This is a genomic window from Coleofasciculaceae cyanobacterium, from assembly GCA_036703275.1.
In the GTDB taxonomy this organism is placed as follows: Bacteria; Cyanobacteriota; Cyanobacteriia; order Cyanobacteriales; family Xenococcaceae; genus Waterburya.
Map to the genome: position 1 here is coordinate 1 of DATNPK010000016.1, position 24,563 is coordinate 24,563.

Below are 24,563 nucleotides of genomic sequence, written 5' to 3' on the forward strand. Positions count from 1 at the left end.
CGGAAGCTGGTCTAATGAAATATTAGATCTAAACGCTTGGGGAGATTCGACCTCTATCTTGGTTGGTGGCAACACCTGCGAGGGTAAGTCAAATCGCTGAACCAAGAATCCCCTGATTTTTAATCGGGGGAGTGTCAACACCGCGATTTAGCACATGAGTATAAATCATGGTTGTTTTGACATCTTTATGTCCTAGCAATTCTTGAACTGTGCGAATATCATAGCCATTTTGTAGCAAATGCGTGGCAAAACTATGATGAAATGTATGACAACTTACCCTTTTATTAATCCCTGCCGTTTTAACTGCTTGTTTCAAAGCTTTTTGTAAACCACTCTCATGAAGATGATGACGGCGAATAAATTTACTACGAGGATACGAGTGAGATTCTATTTGAGAGAAAGACAAATTGCCAAATCCATTCGCGACTTGCATTTTTATACTTTCGCATCTTAGCAAACGGCAAATAAACCGAACCGTAGCCTTTTTCTAAATCTTGTTGATGTAGACGCTTAACAATCTGTAAATGAAATTGTAATTCTTCTATTAGACTTGTCGGTAACATTGTGACTCGACTTTCCCTGCCTTTAGCATCTGTGACTGTCAATTGTTGTTGAGCAAAATCAAAATCTTTGACTCGCAACTGCAAACATTCAGTTTGTCGTAATCCAGTGCCCTAGAGAAGTTTGACTACAAGCTGATAAACACCTGATAAATTATCGATAATAGTCAAAACTTCTTCTTTGGTTAAAACTGTTGGTAGGTATCTACTTCTGTTTGCTCGTACTGCGTCAACTTTTAAATTTAACTCTTGCTTGAGAACTTCTTTATACAAAAATAAAATTGCGTTGTTATCGCCTGATTGTGAGTAGATGCAGCTATATTTTCTTCTACTGCCAAATTAGTGAGAAATTCTTCTATTTCCCTTCCACCCATTTCTTGAGGATGCCTTTTATCATGGAATATGATGTAGCGTTTAATCCAATTAACGTAGCTTTTTTCAGTTTTGTAAGAATAATGCTTAATACGAATGACATCGCTAACCTGTTCAAACAGTTTTTTAGTCGCTTTTTCCACGGAATGATATCCAGAAAAAGTCGGGATATCACCGACGAATATAGGGAAAGTTTCTTGATATCATACTCCACGGGGTAGATATACGGAAAAATTCTGCTTTTTGTCCCATATAGGGTGGATATCCAGAAAGTTTCCGCATAATAAATAGTTATGCAGCTTTAGTTTTTGGCAAGGACACAATCTAGAAGTTACCGAGGTGCGGCGAGCGCTTTGATCGTATAAGGAGCAAAACGATCGCACTTGAATTAAGTAATCGTGCAGCTTAGCCTCAAACGTTCATAAATCCGCCATCAATCACGAGATCTGCTGCTGTCATGTAAGATGACTCATCACTGGCGAGAAAAACGACACCAGCAGCAATCTCGACTGGGTTTCCGAATCGCCCTAATGGGGCAGATTGCTTAATATAATCACCAAAACTGTTGAGTGCTTCTGGTGATAGTCCCATTTTGCTCTGAAAATTCGTAGGCACAAAACCAGGGCTGATCGCATTAACTCGTATCTGGCGAGATGCTAATTCAGCAGCCAATGTTCGAGCCAACGATCGCACCGCTGCTTTTGTTGCAAAGTACACACTTCCCATTGCTGCACCCTTCTCATTCACGGCTGATGCATTCAAGATAACGCTTGCCCCTTCATTCAGGAATTCAGCAAGCTTCTGCACCGTGAAAAATACACCTTTGACATTGACATCAAACTGATTATCGTAGAATGCTTCATCAATGGCATTTAGGGGTGCAAACAGCCCGATACCAGCATTCGCAAACAGAATGTCCAGTCCATCAAATTCTGCTTTTACTCGTGCTGCCAATGATTCCAGGTCAGGCAGGAAACGAACATCAGCTCGAACTGGAATCGCCGCTTCACCCAGTTCTTTCACAGCAGCTTGCAAACGCTCCTCATTCTGTCCAGTAATCATGACTCGTGCTCCTTCTGTAACAAACTGTTTGGCAGTTTCAAATCCAATTCCAGTTGTGCCTCCGGTGATAACGGCTGTTTTATTCGCTAATCGTGCCATTGTGATTCCTCGCTTGCTAGTGGCGACAACTTACACCGATTGGTATAAGTTAAACAAAAAAAATTAGACGGTTTTGAGCAGTGCCAGTGTTGCCTCTACAGTGCTGCGTAAAAGCACTTCATCTTCCAAGACTCGACCAATTAATGCCATGCCTTGTGTTGTACACAGCAGTAGACGCGCAAGGTTGCGGGAACTAGCAGCCGTATTGATCTCGCCTGCTTTTTGAGCACGGTTGATCGCAATACAAAAAGCATCTTCCATTGCTTGAAGGTGGTAACGCAAAATGGATGCAATTTCTACCTCATCTGTATCAAAGTCAGCAATATTAGTGCCCAACATACAGCCTTGACTGCTGGGTAACGAATGTTGTTGCTGCAAGTGTTGGAGGACTTGTTCCAGGTTCTCCAAGGGCGAACCTGGTGCTAAAACCTGATCTCGGATGGCTTTCACCTCTGTCTGAGCATAGTGGTCTAACGCCTTGAGGAAGAGCGATCGCTTGTTGCCAAACGTGTCATAGAGACTCTTTTTACCGATTCCCATGTGTTCAAGCAGTTCAGCAAGGCTGGCTGCCTCATATCCTCGTGCCCAAAAAACTTCCATTGCCTTTGCTAGGGCAATTTTAGGATCGAATTGTTTTTCAGGTCCTCTGCTCATGGTGATATAGTAGCATTAATTATACCGAATGGTCAAAGTTTTTGAGAGCAGCCTATGACAAACCTTGAAATTATTCAGGAATTGTATAGAGCTTTCCATGAAAAGGATTATGATGCCTTTCTACGAATCTGCACTCCTGATCTTGAATGGATTCAGAATGAAGGATTTCCGCGAGGGACAATTCATCGAGGAGCCGAAGCAGTCGTCGAGGGGGTTTTCAAAGCATTTGATGACAACTGGGAATCGTGGTCGTTTGATATTGAACAGTATCTAGATGCAGGGAAAACTGTAATCGTTATTGGCAGTTATGCGGGTCGTAATCGCTCAACGGGTAAGTCGTTTTGCTCTTCGGCAGCCCATGTGTATGATCTTTGTGATGGAAAAGTCTCTCGATTTCGACAGTTTACGGATACTAAGGTAATCTGGGACGCAATGAACTAATCGGTGGCGATCGCTGCATAACAATGCCCATGCACACCGACCGTTGAAAGTTTATTGGTTATGACGCAAAGGTTATCTGCGGCGGGTGATGGGCAACGTTAGCAATTACACTATCCCAATGCGATTTAGAGGCCAAAAGCGAAACACCGCGTGACCAATGACGTTTTTGGCCGGCAAAAAGCCCCAAATATGGGAATCATTGCTATTGTTGCGGTTGTCTCCCATCACAAATAACTGCCCTTGGGGTACGGTAACTGGCATTAGGTCATATTCTGGGGGAGCTGCAATGTAATTTTCGGCTAAAGGCTGATTGTTTACGTAGACCAAACCATCCTTAACTGCTAATGTTTCTCCTTCTGTAGCGATCGCTCTTTTGATAAATGCCTGGTTTTTTCGTAACCCAAAATTCTTAATTGGTTTGGTGGTTGAAACACAACAATCTCTCCCCTGTCTGGAGGATGAAACTTATACGCTACTTTTTCTACTATTAAGCTGATTTTGGCGCGATTCGTGAATAAGGACGCGCTTCATCAGGCATACTTCAACGCCGCTTTGTTGATGTTGTCGGGCGGCGCGAAGTGGACGCGCGGCAATCCTTACGGTGATAACGGTCGGCTGGGAAGGATATTTCCATATTGATTGCTATGACACGCTTCGTAATGGAGATATAGCTATTTGTATTAATTCTTATGGTGGACCGCTAACGCTATTAGGGATTAAGCCTTCATATCAGTGTTTCAAGCTTCATGACGGGTCAGCCTACTACTGAGAACTTGAATAAATCTTGCTACTTAACAATCGCGTGCACCTGGCTGACCGACGATCTTTCTGCTTCGCTCAAGTCCCTTGCAGGCAGTGACGCTAGTCGTTGGCTGCCAACACCCAGTATCTGGTTCAGATAATAAAAGCCTCACGAACGTAAGGATATGTTGAGCGCTGTTATATCCGATATACCATTAACCTATAATGGTGTTTCATCATTAAGTTAGCACCGCAGTAAAACTATGAAGGCTAGCGTTCCTGCAAACGAGTCTGCTCGGCTTGAAGCACTCAGGCAATATAGAATTCTAGACACGCCTTTTGAGCAAGCCTACGACGATATTACTGCACTCGCTGCCTTCATCTGCGATGTGCCCATTGCTCTTATCAGTCTAGTTGATGCAGACCGTCAATGGTTTAAATCTAGTGTGGGTATCAATGTTGACGGAACCAGCCGTGATGTATCGTTCTGTGCGCATGCAATCTTGAATGAGAGCATCATGATTGTAAATGATACACTTCAAGATGAACGCTTCGAGAATAATCCATTGGTGATCTGTTCGCCAAACATCCGCTTCTATGCTGGCATGCCGTTGCGGACTCCTGAGGGTCATGCGCTGGGTACACTCTGTGTTATCGATCACAAACCCCGAGAACTATCGGAGTATCAAACCAAAGCCCTTGAAGCACTAGCTCGTCAAGTTGTGATGCAACTGGAATTGAGGCGAACCTCTGCTCAACTGGCAGATGCTTTAGACAAGATCAAGTTGATGGAAGGACTCATCCCAATCTGCTCGTATTGCAAAGGGATTCGGAACGACAAAGGCTATTGGTCAACAGTCGAGAAATTTATCAAACGCTTTTCCGATGTTGAATTCTCTCACGGGGTATGCGATCGCTGTATGCGGCATTTTTTCCCAGATGTAGCTCAAGTTTTGCTGACCGATGCTGATGATGACTCGCCCAATAATGACTATAAGTCATCAGATGAATTGTTGGGCTAGAGATAGGTTAGATAATCCCAGCAAAGCTAGCAGCAAGGGTAACACTTGATTCGGGAGTTTTTGGAAAATAAGACAAACTTCAACCTTCCCAAAGAATGGTAATGAGGTTTGAAAACGCCAATCTAAGTAGACTCACTCTTAATATCGACTTATAATAAACAAACTAGGAGTAGAAACCCTACCAGAGTTAGACTTGACTCTGTAAAAAGAGGAAGGGACAAATCCTTAAATTTACGCAGCATAATGGTCTCCTGAAGTTTTTCTACCCCGACAGGCTTGCCTGACTGGGATGTAAATTAGTTTTTTGATTTAATCTTGAAATGAAAATCTGGCAAAAGTTGCGAACGGTCGCAATGCGAAATTCTCTAGGCACTAGAAATTAGGACGGGTACAATCCTTTAGAAGATGAATCATATTAGACAATTAGAAGCGCTAACGCTCCTGTCACAATAGCGCTTAACCAACCCACCTGTTTATACATCTCACAAGCAGACCTTCGGTTCGATCATTGCCGTAAGAAGCTGTAAATGTGGGGGTATTCCAATATGAAAAAGACAACTGCAAACCCGCTAACATTGCGTGACTTAGTTTGGTCGTTGCAACTAAGTTGCTGTGTAGACATCGTTGTGTCCATTCCTATTTAAGCTTAGCGATGAGCGAGAGATTAACCGTCAGTAAGTAAGCTAATAGTGATATCAACATCTTTTCCAATGCCCCATGATTCCTTCAGAATTTCACGGAAAGTCGTTGTTTGATAGAGCATTGTTTCCCGCAACTGAATTAGCAATTCATGAGCGTCTTCGTGAGAAAGCTTTCGAACTTGACCTTCAAAGACCTGAAGCTCAAATTGTTGCTCAAGCGGTAACTGTTGGCGAATATTCATAGGTGTTTGTGCTTTTTTGTAACTCTATATAAATTAATGTAACATATCTTTTAAAAAATTGTCATATAAAAACTTTTATGCTAGATGTAAATGTTCAGCAATAGCCTTTTTCGAGGCGTGGGGTTGCTGAGTAGTATCAGCTCGCAAGCAGCTTGTTTTTGAGAGCGTATGGGCGTTCGCGCCGCTTTTCGGTCATCGCCCAGGGAAAAAAGCATGATATTACTGGTATGTTGATTCACCATAATTGCAACTTTAAAACCGTTGAAGTGCGATCGCTCCAACACATTCGTTTTTAACCTTGAATCTTTCCTGCACAACACCCAAGAGCAATTGCTGGAGTATCGGGGGCAATCTAGTAGGACATATTTAGAAGTGCTCGGGGAGGAAAGCCAGCTAATAAATAGTTAGCTGGCAGTATAATTTACACTCAAAAAGATTTATCTGAAAAGAGTTTTAATATGGAATTACAACCTTCACAATCTAACGATGATCCGAGAAAGCGAGAAAGTTTGTTATCGAGTCGATTGATAAACTTCTAAAGGGTGTGGTGAAATTTGCTGAAACTTGTGAGCGGGAAGCAACGAAGTCCACAAGGCTTAAGCGGAGCGGCAGATGGGTCAATGGCATACTCGGTGGCTTAACAGCATTACTAGGAATTATAGTCACCGCACTTCCTTCTAATACAAATGATATTCGCAAATATATTGGTCTTGCCGGTGCTATAGCTGGCTCAATAGTTGCGACCGGACAATTTATTGACCCTGCAAGATCTAAGCAACGTGCTATCGACTTAAAAACTTTAAGGGCACCCCTATAAAATCTTGAAGAAGAGAGTAAGCTACAGTTTCTGATTTTGAAAAACGACAAAGCAAATACGGATAGGCTAGTCAGTTTGAATGAAGACCTTATGAATAAGTTCGCCGAACTTCAGAAAGAAGCTTTTAACCGTGGGGTTAATGTTTGACTTCGATTAGGAGGGATATTTTAGAAACTCAACCTGGTCGATTGACCTTAGAATACCTGCACATTAACTCGAACTGTTCACGCTGTTGGTGATGCGGAAGATAGAATAGTTAAGACAATAATGAGTTGCCAGCTAACACTGCATTGGAGCGAATGGGCGAAAACCCCTGTGCAGTTGCAAAAGTTGTTCGCCGCCGCTGAACACGAACGTTAGCAATTACACTATCCCAATGCGATTTAGAGGCCAAAAGCGAAACACCGCGTGACCAATCACGTTCTTTGCTGGTAAGAATCCCCAGATATGAGAGTCGTTACTATTATTGCGGTTGTCTCCCATGACAAATAGCTGTCCTTTTGGCACTGTGACGGGTATTAGTTCGTATTCTGGAGGTGCAGCTATGTAGTCTTCGATTAAAGGTTGTTCATTGACGTATACCACACCGTTTTTGACAGCTACAGTATCGCCAGATTGGGCGATCGCTCTTTTGATAAATGCCTGGTTTTTTTCGTAACCCAAAATTCTTAATTGGTTTGGTGGTTGAAACACAACAATGTTTCCCCTGTCTGGAGGATGAAACTTATACGCTACTTTTTCTACTATTAAGCGATCGCCAGTTGCTAAAGTAGGAAACATTGATTCTGAAGGAATATAGCGGGGTTCGGCAATAAAAACTCGGATTATAAAGGCTAAAATCAGAGCAATAAGAACCGTAGTGCTGTTTTCTTTGATCTTGTGCCATAATTCAGCTTTATTTTGCGAATTATCAGGTTTGGTTACAGACATAAAATATTTATATTTAATAGTTGTAGAACTTAGTGCATAAGTTCTTAGCGAGGATTGGGCAATGGTTAAAGGGAAACGATGAAAAGATTTATTGGGTGAATCCTCAGTTTTTAAGGTGACATGGAACAATATTTCTAGAGTTACAGCTTAAGGCTTAGAACTTGGAGCTAGAAACAGTATTACATTAAATGGATCTCGAATATGGCAATGCTTTCTATTGATACTATTGTCGTGCCTCAGGGCGCAGAATATCAGGCAGTTTGTCGCGGTTTGCAGCAGGCTAATGCCGATATTGCGGCGATCGCTATTCCGATTGGCACTAAAAATGTACGCCAAATTTTAGCCAGTTATACTCAGCAATTAAGTCAGGCTCAAACAGTTCTGATTATGGGCTTGTGTGGCAGTCTTACTCCATCTTACGCAGTGGGAGATAGTGTAGTTATTCAAAGCTGTTGGGATTTAAACCACAATTACCTCAATCTCGAATCAGAATTAATTAAGATAATTCAAAACAAATTATCAATTGATGCCGTTGCGGGATTGACTAGCGATCGCATGATCGCTTTGACCCAAGAAAAACTCAAGCTCAGTCAGCAATATCCCGTTAGCATTGTCGATATGGAAGGCTATAGCTACATAACCCAGCTGCAACGACAGGGAATAACTGTAGCCATGTTGCGAGTAGTCAGTGATGATTTGAGGGGAGATGTACCCTGTCTGAGTAACGCTATTGATAGCGCGGGAAACCTCAAGACTGTAACCACGGCGATCGCCTTTTTGAAACAGCCTATTGCTGCATTGAGGTTAATTCAAGGTTCTTTGACTGGGTTAAAAGCTTTGGAACTAACTACCGCTCAACTGTTTACCAGCGAAAAACTAGCGGTCTCCTGAATTCATCACGCGACGGATATTAAGAATATCGCTCATGTTGCTAATTCTTTGAAAAACATACTCTAGCTGCTGGCGATCCCTAATATCTAAACTTAAGGAAATTAGGGCGGGTTTGTTGCGATGAGTTTTGACTCCTGCATTGCATACATTAATGCCGCGATCGCTCAACCGCGCGAGGATATCTTTAAATACTCCAACTCGGTCCATCGCTTCAATCTGAATATCTACAGGGTATGTAAAAGCTGTACCGTCTTCTTCATTATCATTCCAATTAACAGGAATAATCCTTTCGCCTGGAACTTTCTTAACATTGTGACAGCCTTGACTGTGAATTGAAATTCCTCTAGAGCTTAAAGCTACCGCACCAATAATTGATTCCCCAGGCAGAGGTTTACAGCAACCCGCTAAATGATAAAGCATTCCCTCTACGCCAATTATGGGCGACTTGCCACTGCTTTGCTGTTTAACGCTGCTTTGGAGGTGAGAAGCAATTTCTACTTCTTCGGCTTCGACTGGTACTTCTTCTACTGGCTGCTGCTCTTTGACTACATCTCGTAAACGGTTTACTACATGATTTTGCGTAATTTCGCCATATCCTAAAGCTGCTAGCAAGTCATCTACCGAATGATAATTACAACGCTGCGTCACTATCTGCATCGGCTCAGACTTGAGTAAAGAGTCAAAACCACTTTTACCCATTTCTTTCTCTAATAGTTCTTTGCCACGGGCAATATTTTCATCACGATGGGATAGCTTGTACCATTGTCGAATGCGATTGCGAGCTGTAGGAGATACCACAAAGTTGAGCCAGTCCAAACTTGGATGACTATTTTTTTGCGTAACAATCTCTACAATATCTCCATTTTCTAAAGGTTTTGACAACACGGACCAGCGACCATTTACCCTCGCACCCTTCATGTGATTACCAATTTCACTATGAATGCGATATGCAAAATCTACAGGAGTTGCTCCTTGAGCCAAGGCAATTACATCACCGTCAGGAGTAAACACATAAACATCATCCTCAAACAAATTATCCTTGACGCTCTCCATATATTCTTGAGCATCACTGAGATCTTTTTGCCACTCTAATAGCTGTCGTAGCCAAGTAAATTTATTATCTTCTTCAGATGATGGGTCGATCTCGCTTGAGCCTGTTTCTTTATACTTCCAATGAGCCGCAATTCCATATTCAGCGATATGGTGCATTTCCATAGTCCGAATTTGAATTTCAATAGGACGACCATTGAAGCCAACTACCGTAGTGTGCAAAGACTGATAGCAGTTGGGCTTTGGCAAGCCAATGTAATCTTTAAAACGACCTGGAATTGGTTTAAAGGCATCATGAACTACTGCCAAGGCACGATAACACTCTTCGTTAGTCTCGACAATGATTCTAAAAGCAGCAATGTCATAAATTTGACTAAATTCTTTTTGCTGCCGCTGCATTTTTTGATAGATACCATAAAGATGCTTCGGTCTTCCTTTTAGCTCGACAACATTAACTTTCAAATGCTCTAAGCGCGATCGCAGGGTTTTGGTAACTTGAGCAATTCTAGCTTCGCGATCTGTCCTTCTTTCAGCAATTAAAGCTTTAATTTCGGCATAGGCTTCTGGTTCTAGATATTTGAAGCATAAATCTTCTAGTTCCCACTTAAAGCGACCAATACCTAGTCGATTTGCCAAAGGAGCAAAAATTTCTCTAGTTTCTTGGCTGATGCGTCGTTGTTTTTCTGGTTTAAGATGGTCTAGCGTGCGCATATTATGGAGTCTATCTGCTAACTTGACCACGATGACGCGAATATCCGTTGCCATTGCCAAGAACATTCGGCGAAAGTTTTCCGCCTGACGCTCGGTAGTACTAGAGAAATTAAACTTGGATAGCTTAGTTACCCCTTCTACCAACAGGCGCACCTGCACGCCAAACATTGCTTCTATTTCTTCTGAGGTAACTTCAGTGTCTTCTACCACATCGTGCAAAAAACCCGCAGCAATAGTTACGCTATCTCCTCCCAAATCCCGCAACAAGCTAGCGACAGCTATGGGATGAGCAATATATGGCTCTCCCGACTTACGAGTTTGACCTTCATGCAGCTGGTAGGCAAAATTAAATGCACGACAAATTAAAGCACCATCAGCTTCTGGCTGCTCCGATTGCTGATCGATCAAGCATTCTTTTAACCAGCAAGGAAGTTTAACTTCTTTGGCGCGATTTTCTATGATAGAGATAGCGGTCATAGATCTAAAAAAATATTTGGTAAGTGTGGAAGATTAGAGATTACTCCGCCCTATGACGACGAAACCCGCCTTAGTCGTTGCACAAAACCCAGTATAAAAATCCTTAAATTAGTGCTACTTATTTTGAGTACTTGGGCATTCTTTAAACTTTGGTTAAATTGCTAAATTCTGAGTTAGATGCCCTGAATCAAACCATAATTTATAATTTAATTTTGCTATCTAATCTAAGTATTAATCTATAAAATTAACCTGTTTCTTTAAGCCTAAAATCTCAAGTTTCTCAATCGGTTAAGACTATGCATAACCAAAAAGTCAAGCCTATTTAGTAGAATTTTATTTGGTTAATTACCTTATTTTAACTCAATAATGTTATCTGCATCACATCGTCGAGCATATCACGAACTCATGACTTGGTTAACTAAATTTGACAGCCTGTTGCCGAACCAAAACCGCGAAGTCGTGCAGCCTCAAATAAGACTAGAATTTCACAGCTTAACACAATGGTTTAATCAAAACATTGCCAACTTGAGTAGTGAAGGTTTAGATCGGGCGATCGCACCTCGCTGGCAATCGGTACAAACAGAAATTAAGCGCGAGTTTAAATTATTAACCACGGATATTTTATTTTTTGCTTCTGCACGTCAGAATCCTACTCAGACTAAAAGACTAACGAGCATTAGCGATCGCCTAAATAAATTAATTGGTTATTGTCAAATAATGTTAAACGATGGCAACTGACAATTTATGTAGATTACAAAGGCAGGTAGCCAATAGACCCATGATAATATTTTGCCAATAATTAAATTGGAGTCAGAATAAAGAGTGAGTCGATTACTAATACGTTTAGCAATTGGTGCGATCTTCGCGGTCTTTGCTATGTTTAACTATTTCACTAATGTGAGTGAGAATCCGATTACGGGAGAAAAACAGAGAGTGCAGCTTTCTCCCCAACAAGAAATAATTATTGGTCGTCAGTCTGCACCCAAAATGGCAGCACAACACGGTAATTTATATCCTGATCGCGCTTTACAAGACTATATCGATGGGGTGGGCAATAAGGTAGTACAAAGTTCAGGGGCCAAAGATTCTCCCTATCCCTTTGAGTTTCATCTGTTACGAGATCCGCAGACAGTTAATGCTTTTGCACTTCCAGGAGGCCAAGTATTTATTACCGCAGCTTTGTTAAGTAGGCTAAATTCAGAAGCTCAGTTGGCGGGAGTTTTGGGTCATGAGGTTGGTCATGTGATTGGCAGACATGGTGCAGAACATTTAGCCAAACAACAGTTAGGTAGTACCTTGGTTAATGCCGTGGGTATTGCCGCCAGCGATCGCCCTGAAAATAGCAGACAGGCAGCTATTCTAGCTCAAGCGGTAAATCAGATGGTCAATCTTAAATATGGTAGAGACGATGAGTTAGAAAGCGATCTGCTCGGATTTCAATTTATGACTGAAGCAGGTTATAACCCTGTAGGGATAGTCGAGCTACTGAAAATCCTTAATTCAGTTAGAGGTAGTGCTGGAGAACAACCAGAGTTTATGAGTACTCACCCTAATCCTGCCAATCGGATTGAGCAACTCATTGCCATCATTAACCAAGAGTATCCCAACGGTATTCCAGGCCAACTAGAGGAAGGAAAAGAGCGCTTTGCGCAAATAGTAAATAGCCGTCTTTAATTACACCCTGTTAATTTATCTTAAGAAAGGCTAAAGGCGCAGCGCGTACGCGGACGTGCCTCCAGGCACTAATCCTTTAGGGCAGATCGTCGTCGTAAGACGATATCCGAAGGTGTATCCTTTAGGACTGGCAAATCTTCGATTTGCGCAGCTAAAAATCGATAAATCATCATGAAGCTAACTCACCTTAAACATTAACAACTATGGATATAACTACTATTTATTGGATTGTGCTGACTTTGATGGGGATAGGAATAATTGGCGCAATTATTCCTGGGCTTCCTGGTAGCAGCGTTATTCTAGTTGCCATTTTAATTTGGAGTATTGCCACTGGCTTTGCGGGAATTGGCTGGCCAATGATCATAATTTTTGCGGTTTTAATTCTCAGTGCGGGAGTAGAATATCTGGCTTTATATTTTGGGGCAAAACAGTCTGGGGCAAGCAAATGGAGCCAATATGGTGCGATCGCTGGTATGGTATTAGGATTTGTGGGTTTATTGCCCGCCTTACCCTTGGGAGGTCCTTTGTTTGGCGTGCTTTTTGGAGCAATATTAGGGGCATTTATTGGAGAATATCTCTATCGTAGTAATCTTGATTCTGCTGCACGAATGCGACAGGCATTAAAAGCCAGTGCGGGTGTTGTGGTCGCGTCTCTAATTGGCAATATAATTGAAGCACTGTTAGCAGCCTTAGCAGTGGCAATATTTATTTATTCCACCTGGTCTGTAGTTTTTATTAGTTAACACTCAACACTCAACACTCAACGGTTAACAAAAATAAAATCAGGTGAATTTAATTTTTTTACCAGACTAATTAGTAATCATTAGGCAAGATCACAAATTTTATAGACCCGCTAGAATTAACTTAAGTTAAGCCAGGTAGCTAGCTACTAGGTGTGAGATAAATAATCTTATGAGCGAAAAATTACGTATCTGTATTGTTGGTGGCGGTTTTGGTGGTTTATATACTGCCATGCGCCTATGTGAGTTTCCTTGGAAAAATGATGAGCAACCAGAAATAACTCTGGTCGATAAAAGCGATCGCTTTTTATTCTCTCCCCTCTTGTATGAATTAGTCACAGAAGAGATGCAGAGTTGGGAAATTGCACCACCGTTTGCTGAACTGTTGGCAAATACGGGCATAGTTTTTCAGCAGGGTAGCGTCACTAATATTGACATTGAAGCCAAACAAGTTACCTTACAAGACGATACCAAGATTGATTATGACAAGTTAGTTCTTTCGACTGGGGGTAAAACTCCCGTAGATACACTGCCTGGTGCCAAAGAACACGCTCTACCATTTCGCTCTCTCAATGATGCTTATCGTCTACAAGAACAATTAAGGCTGCTTGAAGTAGCTAATCTAGATCGGATTAGAGTAGCGATAGTAGGTGGCGGCTATAGTGGCGTAGAGTTAGCCTGTAAGCTCGCAGATCGTTTAGGTGAAAAAGGCAGAATTCGCATTATCGAGCGGGGAACACAAATTCTTGAAGATAGCTCTGAATTTAATCGTCAAACCGCGATTAAAGCTTTAGAAAAAAACCAAATTTGGCAGGATTTAGAAACAGAAGTCGAGCGAGTCGAATCTAATAGCATTGCCCTAGTTTATAAGGGACAAACCGATACAATTCCCGTAGATCTGGTTTTATGGACCGTAGGAAATCAGGTTTCAGAATTAATTGAAAAGCTACCTTTAACACAAAATAACCGAGGACAATTAGAAATAGAGCCTACTTTATTGGTTAAAGGTAGGGAAGACATCTTTGCTTTAGGAGATGCTGCTAATAGTTGCGATCAAAACGGCAATTCGCTTCCTGCTACAGCACAAGTCGCTTATCAACAGTCTGATTACTGTGCTTGGAACCTTTGGGCAGCGGCTACAGATCGCCCCTTATTGTCGTTCCGTTATCAACCTTTAGGCGAAATGATGACCTTGGGGACAGACAACGCTACTATCAATGGTTTGGGTCTGAAATTAGATGGTCCGATGGCTTATGTTGCCCGTCGCTTGATCTATTTATATCGTTTGCCGACTTTAAAACATCAGTTAACCGTAGGATTTAATTGGATTACTCAGCCAATAGTTGAATTGCTTTCTCAGTAAAGATTGCCACAGTGTTAGGCAGGATTTACTCAGATCGACTCCGCTCAACGAAACTATCACACCGTTTGCTCGTTCAATAAGTATGCCCGATTCCTCTAAAGTGGATCTTAAGTTTTTGCCACCGAAGCGCAATCCTCTGCTTACCCGTTTGATTCAGAGTGTTGCTTATTTGGTGGTTTATTTTGGTTACAAAATCCGAGCAATAATTGATGAGGATGATTTAGCCAATTTAAAAGCGATCGCCGAGCATCGAGTAGTCTATTTGCCCAATCATTCCACCTTAGATGATGGTTTGGTGATGTTCCTCTTCTCGGCACGCATTGGGCAACTGTTTCACTATGTTGTGGCTTATGAGGCTTTCCAAGGCGTGATTGGCAAGCTAATGCAAAGAGTAGGAGCTTATTCCATTCGGCGTGGAGTTGGCGATCGCTATAGCATTGTTCAAACCCTCGACATACTTCAACAACCTCAGTGCAAGCTAGTAATTTTTCCAGAAGGGGGCTGTTCCTATCAAAACGATACGGTGATGCCTTTCCGTTCGGGCGCAATTGAACTATCTTTCAAGGCGATCGAGAAGTTATTTAAACACAATGGTATTATTCCTGATTTTTATTTAGTTCCCGTCAGTTTAAAATATGTTTATCCTAATGTCACAGACACCCAGCTAGAACAAGCCTTGAGTCGCCTCGAAACAGCTTTATCACTTAAACCAGCTCAAGCCGATTATTATTTACGTTTAAGAGAGATAGCTACTCAAGTATTAAAAAATTTGGAAGTTGAGTATCATCAAAGCCCGATAAATTCGACTAATTTAAATCCACGAATTAAGCATTTAAAAAAGCGAATGTTGAATTATTGCGAGGAGAAACTAGAGCTAGCTTCTCTATCTCAGATCCCTGAGCGCGATCGCGTTTACAAAATTCAGTCTGTTTTGAGTTCACTTGCAGATTCAGCCAAGAAACCAAACCTAAATTACGAACATATTTATCAAACTACGGTTCGTCTGCTCAATTTCGATGCTATTTATGATGGCTATGTGGCAGAAAAACCAACTCCTGAAAGATATTTTGCTACTATTGACCGTTTAGAACGAGAGGTATTTAAAATTGATCGGCCAAAACTAAAAGGAAGGCGACAGGCGATCGTCAAAATAGGCACACCAATTAATCTCAAAGAACACTGGCAAGTCGAGCTAAATAATTCGCTAAAGCCTCAATCGTATTCTCGCCAAAAAGTAATTGATAATTTGACTCAAGCAGCACAACAGGCAGTTCAAGCTTACTTAGATTAATTCTCGATTAAAATCTTTATTTTTAGCGAACAATGTCCAAGATGATCTCTCAAATTACAACAGATACTAGACCCAAAGTTATTTTTCTAGATGCTATGGGTACCTTATTTAAGCTTAAAAGTAGCGTCGGCAAAATCTATCAACAATATGCTCTTAAATATGGTGTTCAAGCGGATGCAGACCTACTTGAAAAGGCTTTTATCAAAAGCTTTAGGTCTGCTCCTCCTTTAGCGTTTTTAGCAGCGGAATTAACCCAACTTAAAGAACAAGAGTTTGACTGGTGGAAAAATGTAGTTAAAACAACTTTTTTGCAGCTTGGCTTACTAAAAAAGTTCAGTAATTTTACGGCTTTTTTTGCAGAAATTTATACTTATTTCTCGAATAAAGACCCGTGGTATGTTTTCCCCGATACAATTAATAGCCTTGAGAAATGGAGTAACCAAGGTATCCAGCTAGGAGTTATTTCCAATTTCGATACCCGCTTAATAAAAGTATTAAATGTTTTAGATCTAGAGCAATTTTTTATTAGCATTACTATTTCTTCGGTTGCAGGATTTGCCAAACCAGACCAAAATATCTTTAAAATTGCTTTAGATAAACACGGATTTGTGGCTCAGCAAGCATGGCATATTGGAGATAGTTTAACTGAAGATTATCAAGGTGCGAAAAATGCGGGAATTAGATCATTCTGGTTGAACCGTGGCTTGTCTTCATTGAATGTTGAAAATCAACTACCAAATTTAAGTACTCTGGGATAAACTTGTCTTTATAACTTGCTTTATATATACACTTTTAAAAAGTTTAAACAAATGGGGGATATAGGTTTTGGACACAGCTAATCAGCAGAGAATTCTAGGATATTTTATAGAAGAAGCAAAAGAACATCTTCAAACTTTGGAGCAGGGGATTCTACAGCTAGCTACATCGGTAAAGGACACGGAAACTGTCAACGAGATGTTTAGAGCTGCTCACTCAGTTAAAGGTGGTGCTGCAATGTTGGGCTACACCAGCATTCAAAAAACTGCTCACCGTCTGGAAGATTCTTTTAAAATACTTAAGGACAATCCTGTTGATGTCGATCAAAAATTAGAGACGCTTTTTCTTAACGGATACGATCATCTACAAGACTTAATCGAACGTTTGGAAAATTCTGCCGACTTTAATGATGGTGATGCCATTGAAATTCTCCAGCAAGCAGAATCGAACTTTGCCATATTAGATCAATACCTACAACAATTATTATCTGGTGGTTCAGGTCAGGTTAATTTGAGTGGGCAGGTAACAACAATACTCAAACAAATGCTGCAAATATTTAAACAGCCTGATAGTCCAGAAAGCCGTCAGAAGCTGCATATATGCTGTAGGCATCTGAGACAAATAGCTCCCGAAGAAGCCAATTGGCAACAGTTATTAACCACGACTCAAAAAGCAATTACCAACAAAAAATATCCTTACGGCACTATTGCTCAGGTAGTTATTAAAGAAATTAAGCAAGCTGGAGATTATTTGAATGCTGGTCAAGCACAAAAACTAGTCCCTAGTAAAAATCTTCAACAGTTAGCTGCTACTGCTGGTGGTCCTGCTGGTGGTACTTATAGCGGTACAGTGAGCATACCTAGAGATCCTCAAGGCGCAGCATTAGCCTTAATGAAAACTTTTAATAAGCAGCAAATTACGCAAATATTTCAAATCATTAAAAGCCGTATTTAAATGTGTATTTTACAACTTGCGAGTTAGATTTGACAACACTAATATATGTCATAATAAATGCTAATGAAGTAGTTTTTTAGATAATATTAGTTGTGTTTCAATTTGCTATTCATTCTGCCACTTTGTTTAAACTACTACTGCTTGAACTTCGAGTTGTTGGAGCTTTTTCAATATTAGGTCTTTGTAGTTGGAGTTTAATTAGCTGTATTATGGACGTATTAACTCAAGCAAAAAGAATGCACCAAGTTCCCTGTACTAAGTGCCGTTTTTTTACTGGAGACTACCACCTCAAATGTACTGTGAATCCATCTGTAGCTAACACTGAACAAGCTATTGGCTGTGGCGATTATCGAGACCAATAAATAAGTAATAGTTAGTGTTCATTACCTAGAGTGAACATTTTAGCTACGAGTTAAAATGTTCGAGAATTCTATTTAACCAATCAATTTTTAAAAATCAAATCTTTGCTGGCTCTATTCTGGGTCGCTTATTAGTTCACAGTATCTTTCTCTACCTTGATTATATCTATTGCTAGGATAGCCCATCATTTTATGGATAATCCACTTTTGCGATTTGCCGTCTTTGAGCAGTAAAGCGATCGCCTGTCGCATAATCTCATCATCATCCAGGCAGTGTTTAGTAAAATAGCTGCTGGTTTTACGAAAGCTACTCTTACTGTTTTCACGCTCAAAGTGAAGATATATTTGAGCCAGCAAGATCTTGTAGGACTTAGGTTTTGGCTGGTTGGCAAAAGTCTTGTCCCAAAATAATTCAGATAGTTTCCAATATTCATTCTGGCTTTCGACGGCAGTAATTTTTCGCGCCAAAGATTTTAGTGTGCTGGGGTTGGCTTGAAGAATCTGATGATATAAATAATCAGTTGACAATCCCTGAAGTAAAGTTGCGCCCAAAAACTCCAAGTGCTTATCAGAAGCGGAATGTTCTAGTTCTGGCTTGAGATAGCGTTTGAGCAACGGTATGATTAAGCGTTTTTGTAGCCAATTCCGTGCTTGAGAAAAACCCCGATCAATATATATGGCGCCAACCAAGGCTTTAAACGCTTGCTCAAAAGGATTACTCTGCTTTACTCGCAGACGATGCCGTTCTTCTTTTAAACCCAGAAAGGGGTAGGCTTCTCCCAACTGCAAATCGTACCAAAGATTAGTCAGTCTATCTGATTCATTCAGCTTATCGCGTAAAGCTTTCTGTTTTCCTACCTGAAAATGAGAAAAATGTTGATAGATATAATCAACTAAAACTAAATTAAGAATTGCTTCGCCTAGAAATTCTAGACGCTGATTATTAATTTCTGGCTCATTAATCTGTTTAGCGTAAGAGGGATGTATTAAAGCAAGGCGAAGAGTTTGATCGTATTTAAAGTTGATGCCAATTTTGTTTTCGACTGGTGATGCTTCCCAATTACTACTCATTAGCTGTAATTTCCTAGAATTGAATGCCGTTGTTGCGAGGTGCGATCGCGCCCATAACGTATCATACCTAGATATCTACCGCTATTGGCAAAACTATAGAATATGGATATATCGCTCTAGATAAAATGTTGCTATTTTAGAGTCAATAATATACCTTGACCATTCCCCAGGTTTAGCTTGCTGAGATCTGATACTTCTAAATTAGGAGTTGCGATCGCAATTTCCCATTGAGCTAAATCAGTCTTTAAGATCTTGGTGGCATCTAGCTTAATTACATCCCCTTCAAAATTAGCGATTATTGCTACTGCTGGTTCTTTTTTAGAGTTATGGCGTATCCCATAGACAACAGTTCGATCGCGATCGTCAATCTTATCAAAAGTATCGCTTGGGCCAATATTTTGAGCCAACCAAGAATATTGATGACGAAACTCTCTGGTGGTCAAATTAAATTTGGCTTTTGAGCTATCAACCTTTGATTCATAATTGCCGACATTGCAAACTTGATAGCAATCTTCCATAAACATCAGGGCAAATCTTTTGAGGCGATCTTCATCTAATTTTTTCAGAAAACGTACCATTCCTCCCCGCATCAATTCGCTCAAAGGAGACAATTCTTTAATACAGTGAGTCTCAGGCATAGTACAACACCGTAAAACTTCTACTACTTCGGCTAGATTATTATCTTGCTGAATCATGGCGTGGTTTAGGGCTGTGCCAAACTGTTGAAGCTGCTTAAGTTGCTTAAATCCCATCGTTTTCAGGCGAGGAAAACAGTGGGCTTGTCGGTACAAATTAGAACTGATTTGCCAGTCTAAAAAGCCTACTTCTTCCGACACGACCTTTACGCCATACTGTTCATCAGTGTTGCGGAAAAATAACCAGGGGGCGTGCATAGTAGCGTTAATAAAGTCCATTGGCAAGCCAGGACTAAAACAGTTTACCCAGAGAGTCACGGCAGGATTGTCATAGGCATTGTGCAGTACATCGGGCAAAGTTTTACCTAAATGCCAATTGATTGCTTCTTTAGCATCAATCTGATTGCCGCGTCTGACGGTATCGTGGTTGCCACAGCCAGTAATCCAATGATCGCCCATCGTCATCACTTCCATTACCCGCGACCATTTCTTATCCCAAAATCCTTTGAGACTTGGAGTGTTATGAGCAAAAATTAACGGTCCCCATTGATAAGATTCTGGCTTGAGTTCGATCAATTCGCGGTAGGTAGATTTTTCTTCCCAGCCTTCTTCTGGCCAAGGACGACCATCTTCAAAAATGGTAAAGAGAAGTCGCTTGTGACCCTTTATTTCTTGAACAATGTTGCTCATTTCGAGTAGATAGGCATCGTCCTGTTCTACTCTGCCAGAAAGGGGATTAAAAAAGCGAAAATCCTGACCGCCATCAATTCTGAGCCCGTCTGCACCTGTGTCTATTTTGCGTCGCTGCATTTCCAGGAGAATTGAGCGCACCATTGGTAACTGATGGTTAAGATCCTGACCGTACATATTTGGACCTTTGAGAAACTCGCGGGCAATCAATAATTCGCTTTGATTATCTCCATGTCCGTAAACTATGTCATAGATTAACTGAATTGGATGAGTGGGAAAATTATGTAGAGTGGCAATAAAATCTACCACCTCATCGGGACGCAAAGAAGCGAGTAGGGCGGGGTTGGTAGTGCTTGAGCCTAAAATCGGTACGTCATAACCCCAATCTTGAGTATTTGGTTTAAACAGTTCAATTTCAACTACATCGTCTTCTTCAGCAATAAAGGCAAAAAACTCACTTTCTGGACTGTATTCGTCGCGATATTCAATTGTTGGTTCAGTTGGCAATAGTTCGATCGCATCATAACCAATATAGTTTTGTTCGCTAGGAGTTAGCGGCTTTTCGTGCTTAATCTTGGCAGCAATTTCTTGATAAATACGAGTTAGTCCTTCAATCGTGCCTTCAGAAGAAGCAGTCCCTACATGAATCTGAAGTATGTTTTTGGGATCGCCAACCCGAGGAATCTTAATTTTAGGATCGTTAGATTTAGCAGTACGTTCAAAATAGTCTAAATCTTTTCTATTTGCTTGAAGACTATCTATATCGTATAGCTCGGCAGGAGCAAAAATACCGTAGGGCAGAGAATGCGGAACCAGATCGCGAATTGTCCGCAGCTTTTCGGCGCGATCGACATAGCGTAACCAATAGAAAGAACCAGCTTTTTCTCTAGTTCCTGGCTGCATTCCGGCCACTACACCCCAAATAAATTCTCCCTGCTGTTCTAGGTGCAGGCGATCGCGTTTAAATTTAAGGCTCTGTTCTTTTTCTTGCCAGTCAATCGGCTCTAAAGGAGTAAAAACTTCTAGATAAATTTCTCGCTCATGTAACACATCTCTGATTAACCCTGGCACCCAAAAGCCAATCTCTGTTAATCCATCAGGTCTGTAGTATGCTCCTAATTTACGAGAGATCGCTTTAGTTTGTTCTAGATATGTATTGGTTGAACTTTCTAATCCTGATGCCCAAGCTAGTAATTTTCCTGTAGCTTCGGGAACTAACCTAATTGATGTGTTTACTTCTACTTTCACGCAATTTTCTCTTGATGTGGATGTTTGCCTTTTCCCTTTGTTCATTCTGATGTATAGAAGACAACAGGGCAACTGTTTATCTCAAGTTGTTAAACTTCCTTAAATTTGTGCAGACATAATTAGGCCTGTAAATCTCATTGAATCGCTTGAATAGGTATATTTTGGTTCATGGCGGCAATTAGTGTAGGATTCAGATATGTTGGTTCAATATTTTATTTATGGGGAAAAGAATACGAAGGTGTTCGCTCCAAGTTTAAAGAAAGTCAGTAATGCTGAAAACAATAAATAATATTTGTTTAGTTGTATCTTTAATCTGTGACCGCTGGTCAAACCCAAGTCAATCGATTTGTGTGGATCAGCTTGTTTGAGTTTGATATCGCACCATCAATTACAAAGTAGTTCTGCAATCAATAAAAAATAATTATGAAATCATCTTTAGTTATCCTCTATCATCGTGAACCCCATGACGAAGTAATCAAAGATGGCAAAATCCATTATGTACCGAAAAAAAGTCCGAACGGGATAGTTCCAACGCTCAAAAGTTTCTTTGCAAATGTAAATCAAGGAACCTGGATCGCCTGGAAACAAGTAAATGAATCACAAAAAGATAGCTTTGAAGAGCTGGTAAACATTGAGGGAGAAGCCAACTACAATGTACGACGCATTGCTTTAGACGAAGAACAGGTCAAACAATTTTATTACATTACTTCTAAAGAAGCTTTTTGGCCAATTCTGCATTCTTTTCCTTATCATTTCACTTCAGAAACTGCCGAATGGGAAAACTTTAAAAACATCAATCGTTTATTTGCCGAAGCCGCCTGTGAAGAAGCAGCGGAAGACGCATTAATTTGGATTCATGACTATAACTTATGGTTGGCACCTCAGTACATTCGAGAACTAAAGCCTAATGCTCGAATTGCTTTTTTCCACCATACGCCATTCCCTTCGGTAGACATATTTAACATTTTGCCTTGGCGTGATGCGATTGTGGAAAGCTTGCTCTGCTGTGATATTGTTGGCTTTCATGTCCCTCGTTACTCAGAAAACTTTGTTAACGTTGCTCGTAGTTTAAAACCTGTTGAAGTGCTGAAGCAAGAAGCTGTTGACGGACATATGACCCCAGTAGGCATTGCTCTGGCCGAACCTGAAATAACGACTCAGTTAAACTATAAAGGGCAAATTGTTAATATTGATGCCTTTCCTGTAGGGACAAATCCCCAGTTTATTCAGTCGATTTTAGCCAAGACAGAAACCAAAAATAGAATATATCAAATTAAAGAAGAACTTGGAGGCAAAAAACTAATCATTGCTGCTGGGCGAGTAGACTACGTAAAGGGTAATGAGGAAAAGTTAGCAGCCTATGGTCGCTTATTACAGCGGCGTCCCGACTTACACGGTAAAATTAGTTTTGTCATGACCTGTGTGGAGGCTGCCGCTGGCATGAGAGTTTATGAAACCGCTCAAAGCACGATTGAACAGCTTGTGGGTCAAATCAACGGTCGTTATGGCAAGCTAGACTGGATGCCAGTTCGGTTATTTACTCAACCCATCTCTCTAACTTATTTAATGGCTTACTATAAAGCTGCTGACATTTGTTGGACAACTCCTTTACGAGACGGTTTAAACTTAGTGGCCAAGGAATACATTGTGGCTCATGAAGGGCATGACGGTGTTTTGGTTTTATCCGAATTTGTCGGTGCAGCAGTCGAGTTGCCAGAAGCAATTTTAACTAACCCCTATTCTTTGGAGGGTATGGATCGCGCTATCGAACAAGCTCTAGCAATGTCTGAAGCAGAACAGAAAGAACGGATGTCAAAAATGTACCAAACTGTTACTACTTATGACGTTAAGTACTGGGCGGATCGCTTGCTGGGTAAATTCAAAGACCTAAAGCACGAAACCATTGCCGCATAGACATTCACAAGTGAGATCGATCGAGGATATAGCCAGTCAGAACAACGCTATATCCTTTATCGGTAAGTCATCAATCTTCCCCCGCATGATATGAACTTCTGACCAAAGGTGCCGATCGCACATGAGAAAATCCCAGATCTTGAGCGATCGCACCCAAACGGGTAAATTCCTCAGGAGTCCAATATTTTTGGACGGGAAGATGAGCCAAAGAAGGACGCATATACTGACCAAGGGTAAGGCGATCGCAATTAATGTTTCTTAAATCTTTCAAAGCTTGAATTATTTCAGCTTCTGTCTCTCCTAAGCCCAGCATTAAGCCAGATTTAGTGGGTATAGTGGGATCTATTTCTTTGACCGAACGTAAAACATTGAGCGAGCGAGCGTATTTTGCACCTCTTCTGACTGGTGCTTGTAAACGTTGAACAGTTTCTAAATTATGGTTATAGCAGGCAGGTTTTGCTGAAACCACCGTGGCAATTCTCTGCTTTTGACTCGTAACTGCGTCTTTGCCACTCCAAAAATCGGGGGTTAAAACTTCTATCTTAATTTGAGGATTTGCAATGCGGATTGCTGTCATTACTTGAACAAACCATGCTGCGCCACCATCACTTAAATCATCCCTCGCCACAGAAGTTAGCACAACATAGCGTAATTTCAATAAACTGACTGCATCAGCTACCATTTGAGGTTCATTTGGATCTAAGGTCATCGGCGCATGACCTTTTTCCACCTGACAAAAAGCGCAGGCGCGAGTACAGGTTTGTCCCATTAAAAGGAAAGTTGCTGTCTGATTAGCATAACATTCGCCTCGATTGGGGCATCTTCCTTCTTCACAGATAGTATGAATATTTCTTTGTTTAATAATTCGCTGTACCGTAGACAGCTCACTTGCCCTGCCGATAGGCCGTTTCAACCAGGTTGGTAAAGAAGTAACCTCTGTACGCCAGCTATGTTTAGTCGAATGTGACGGTTGAGATTGATTCATAATGCCTTACTATCAGCAATATTACTGAAACAGGATACAAAAATAATTACCATTTGGATGTTTTTTACTGTTATTTTAGTAATTTAAAAGGGAACTCTAAATTTGTAAACTATAAACTAACTGCCAAAACCAGTCTAGTAGATCTTAGGCATGAGGAGTTAGTCGCTTAGGAG

At 40.9% G+C, this 24,563-nt stretch carries 23 protein-coding genes and 1 pseudogene; 12 read left to right on the forward strand and 12 right to left on the reverse strand.

What is annotated here, in order from left to right; all coding sequences use genetic code 11:
* Positions 1-88: 88 nt before the first annotated feature.
* The 4 genes from V6C71_02885 to V6C71_02900 all read right to left on the reverse strand — a co-directional run bounded on the left by V6C71_02885 (position 89) and on the right by V6C71_02900 (position 2,747).
* On the reverse strand, positions 89-433 hold the full coding sequence (locus V6C71_02885; GenBank protein HEY9767439.1) for a tyrosine-type recombinase/integrase: 345 nt from the start codon (positions 431-433) through the stop codon (positions 89-91).
* A 369-nt stretch (positions 434-802) separates the two neighbouring features.
* Positions 803-1,075 (reverse strand): phage integrase N-terminal SAM-like domain-containing protein, encoded by a 273-nt coding sequence (locus V6C71_02890; GenBank protein HEY9767440.1) that lies wholly within the window; start codon positions 1,073-1,075, stop codon positions 803-805.
* A 268-nt stretch (positions 1,076-1,343) separates the two neighbouring features.
* Positions 1,344-2,093 carry an SDR family oxidoreductase gene (locus V6C71_02895; protein HEY9767441.1) on the reverse strand — a complete coding sequence of 250 codons (750 nt, stop codon included), beginning with the start codon at positions 2,091-2,093 and terminating at the stop codon, positions 1,344-1,346.
* 63 nt (positions 2,094-2,156) lie between these two features.
* Entirely contained in the window at positions 2,157-2,747 is a 591-nt protein-coding gene (locus V6C71_02900; GenBank protein HEY9767442.1) for a helix-turn-helix domain-containing protein, read from the reverse strand.
* Between the two features lie 54 nt (positions 2,748-2,801).
* Between V6C71_02900 and V6C71_02905 the strand changes: the two genes are divergently transcribed.
* On the forward strand, positions 2,802-3,188 hold the full coding sequence (locus tag V6C71_02905; protein HEY9767443.1) for a nuclear transport factor 2 family protein: 387 nt from the start codon (positions 2,802-2,804) through the stop codon (positions 3,186-3,188).
* A 105-nt stretch (positions 3,189-3,293) separates the two neighbouring features.
* Here the strand turns inward: V6C71_02905 and lepB (V6C71_02910) are convergent, their stop codons facing one another.
* Positions 3,294-3,566 (reverse strand): signal peptidase I, encoded by a 273-nt coding sequence (gene lepB, locus V6C71_02910; GenBank protein HEY9767444.1) that lies wholly within the window; start codon positions 3,564-3,566, stop codon positions 3,294-3,296.
* A gap of 74 nt (positions 3,567-3,640) precedes the next feature.
* A pseudogene (locus V6C71_02915) lies at positions 3,641-3,685 on the reverse strand (hypothetical protein).
* 507 nt (positions 3,686-4,192) lie between these two features.
* On the opposite strand from V6C71_02915, the gene V6C71_02920 reads away from it, so the two are divergent.
* Complete coding sequence (locus V6C71_02920; GenBank protein HEY9767445.1) at positions 4,193-4,951, forward strand: GAF domain-containing protein; 759 nt, start codon at positions 4,193-4,195, stop codon at positions 4,949-4,951.
* 664 nt (positions 4,952-5,615) lie between these two features.
* On the opposite strand, the gene V6C71_02925 is transcribed toward V6C71_02920, so the two are convergent.
* On the reverse strand, positions 5,616-5,834 hold the full coding sequence (locus V6C71_02925; protein ID HEY9767446.1) for an NblA/ycf18 family protein: 219 nt from the start codon (positions 5,832-5,834) through the stop codon (positions 5,616-5,618).
* Between the two features lie 1,180 nt (positions 5,835-7,014).
* Positions 7,015-7,581: a signal peptidase I gene (gene lepB / locus V6C71_02930; protein ID HEY9767447.1), complete on the reverse strand. Its 567-nt coding sequence runs from the start codon at positions 7,579-7,581 to the stop codon at positions 7,015-7,017.
* Positions 7,582-7,782: 201 nt separating this feature from the next.
* Between lepB (V6C71_02930) and V6C71_02935 the strand changes: the two genes are divergently transcribed.
* Positions 7,783-8,472 carry a phosphorylase gene (locus V6C71_02935; GenBank protein ID HEY9767448.1) on the forward strand — a complete coding sequence of 230 codons (690 nt, stop codon included), beginning with the start codon at positions 7,783-7,785 and terminating at the stop codon, positions 8,470-8,472.
* On the opposite strand, the gene V6C71_02940 is transcribed toward V6C71_02935, so the two are convergent.
* Positions 8,458-10,710, reverse strand: coding sequence for a bifunctional (p)ppGpp synthetase/guanosine-3',5'-bis(diphosphate) 3'-pyrophosphohydrolase (locus tag V6C71_02940; GenBank protein HEY9767449.1), 2,253 nt, complete (start codon positions 10,708-10,710; stop codon positions 8,458-8,460). The two genes, V6C71_02935 and V6C71_02940, sit on opposite strands and share 15 nt — an antisense overlap.
* A gap of 366 nt (positions 10,711-11,076) precedes the next feature.
* On the opposite strand from V6C71_02940, the gene patD reads away from it, so the two are divergent.
* The 8 genes from patD to V6C71_02980 all read left to right on the forward strand — a co-directional run bounded on the left by patD (position 11,077) and on the right by V6C71_02980 (position 17,850).
* Entirely contained in the window at positions 11,077-11,448 is a 372-nt protein-coding gene (gene patD, locus V6C71_02945; GenBank protein HEY9767450.1) for a heterocyst frequency control protein PatD, read from the forward strand.
* 84 nt (positions 11,449-11,532) lie between these two features.
* Positions 11,533-12,384, forward strand: a complete 852-nt coding sequence (locus tag V6C71_02950) for a M48 family metalloprotease (protein ID HEY9767451.1) — start codon at positions 11,533-11,535, stop codon at positions 12,382-12,384.
* A gap of 203 nt (positions 12,385-12,587) precedes the next feature.
* Complete coding sequence (locus V6C71_02955; GenBank protein HEY9767452.1) at positions 12,588-13,127, forward strand: DUF456 domain-containing protein; 540 nt, start codon at positions 12,588-12,590, stop codon at positions 13,125-13,127.
* A 169-nt stretch (positions 13,128-13,296) separates the two neighbouring features.
* Positions 13,297-14,487: an NAD(P)/FAD-dependent oxidoreductase gene (locus tag V6C71_02960; protein ID HEY9767453.1), complete on the forward strand. Its 1,191-nt coding sequence runs from the start codon at positions 13,297-13,299 to the stop codon at positions 14,485-14,487.
* 82 nt (positions 14,488-14,569) lie between these two features.
* Positions 14,570-15,778, forward strand: a complete 1,209-nt coding sequence (locus V6C71_02965; protein HEY9767454.1) for a 1-acyl-sn-glycerol-3-phosphate acyltransferase — start codon at positions 14,570-14,572, stop codon at positions 15,776-15,778.
* 32 nt (positions 15,779-15,810) lie between these two features.
* The gene (locus tag V6C71_02970) at positions 15,811-16,536 is read left to right on the forward strand and encodes an HAD-IA family hydrolase (GenBank protein ID HEY9767455.1); all 726 of its coding nucleotides are present in this window, start codon (positions 15,811-15,813) and stop codon (positions 16,534-16,536) included.
* 67 nt (positions 16,537-16,603) lie between these two features.
* A complete protein-coding gene (locus V6C71_02975) occupies positions 16,604-17,488 on the forward strand; it encodes an Hpt domain-containing protein (GenBank protein HEY9767456.1) in 885 nt (294 codons plus the stop codon).
* 92 nt (positions 17,489-17,580) lie between these two features.
* A complete protein-coding gene (locus V6C71_02980; protein HEY9767457.1) occupies positions 17,581-17,850 on the forward strand; it encodes a hypothetical protein in 270 nt (89 codons plus the stop codon).
* A 111-nt stretch (positions 17,851-17,961) separates the two neighbouring features.
* Here V6C71_02980 and V6C71_02985 read toward each other — a convergent pair whose 3' ends face one another.
* The gene (locus V6C71_02985) at positions 17,962-18,918 is read right to left on the reverse strand and encodes a ribonuclease III domain-containing protein (GenBank protein ID HEY9767458.1); all 957 of its coding nucleotides are present in this window, start codon (positions 18,916-18,918) and stop codon (positions 17,962-17,964) included.
* Between the two features lie 131 nt (positions 18,919-19,049).
* Positions 19,050-21,491: a glucosylglycerol hydrolase gene (gene gghA, locus V6C71_02990; protein HEY9767459.1), complete on the reverse strand. Its 2,442-nt coding sequence runs from the start codon at positions 21,489-21,491 to the stop codon at positions 19,050-19,052.
* Positions 21,492-21,914: 423 nt separating this feature from the next.
* Between gghA and ggpS the strand changes: the two genes are divergently transcribed.
* Complete coding sequence (ggpS, locus tag V6C71_02995) at positions 21,915-23,405, forward strand: glucosylglycerol-phosphate synthase (GenBank protein ID HEY9767460.1); 1,491 nt, start codon at positions 21,915-21,917, stop codon at positions 23,403-23,405.
* 70 nt (positions 23,406-23,475) lie between these two features.
* Here the strand turns inward: ggpS and lipA are convergent, their stop codons facing one another.
* Complete coding sequence (lipA, locus tag V6C71_03000) at positions 23,476-24,390, reverse strand: lipoyl synthase (protein ID HEY9767461.1); 915 nt, start codon at positions 24,388-24,390, stop codon at positions 23,476-23,478.
* Positions 24,391-24,563 lie beyond the last annotated feature (173 nt).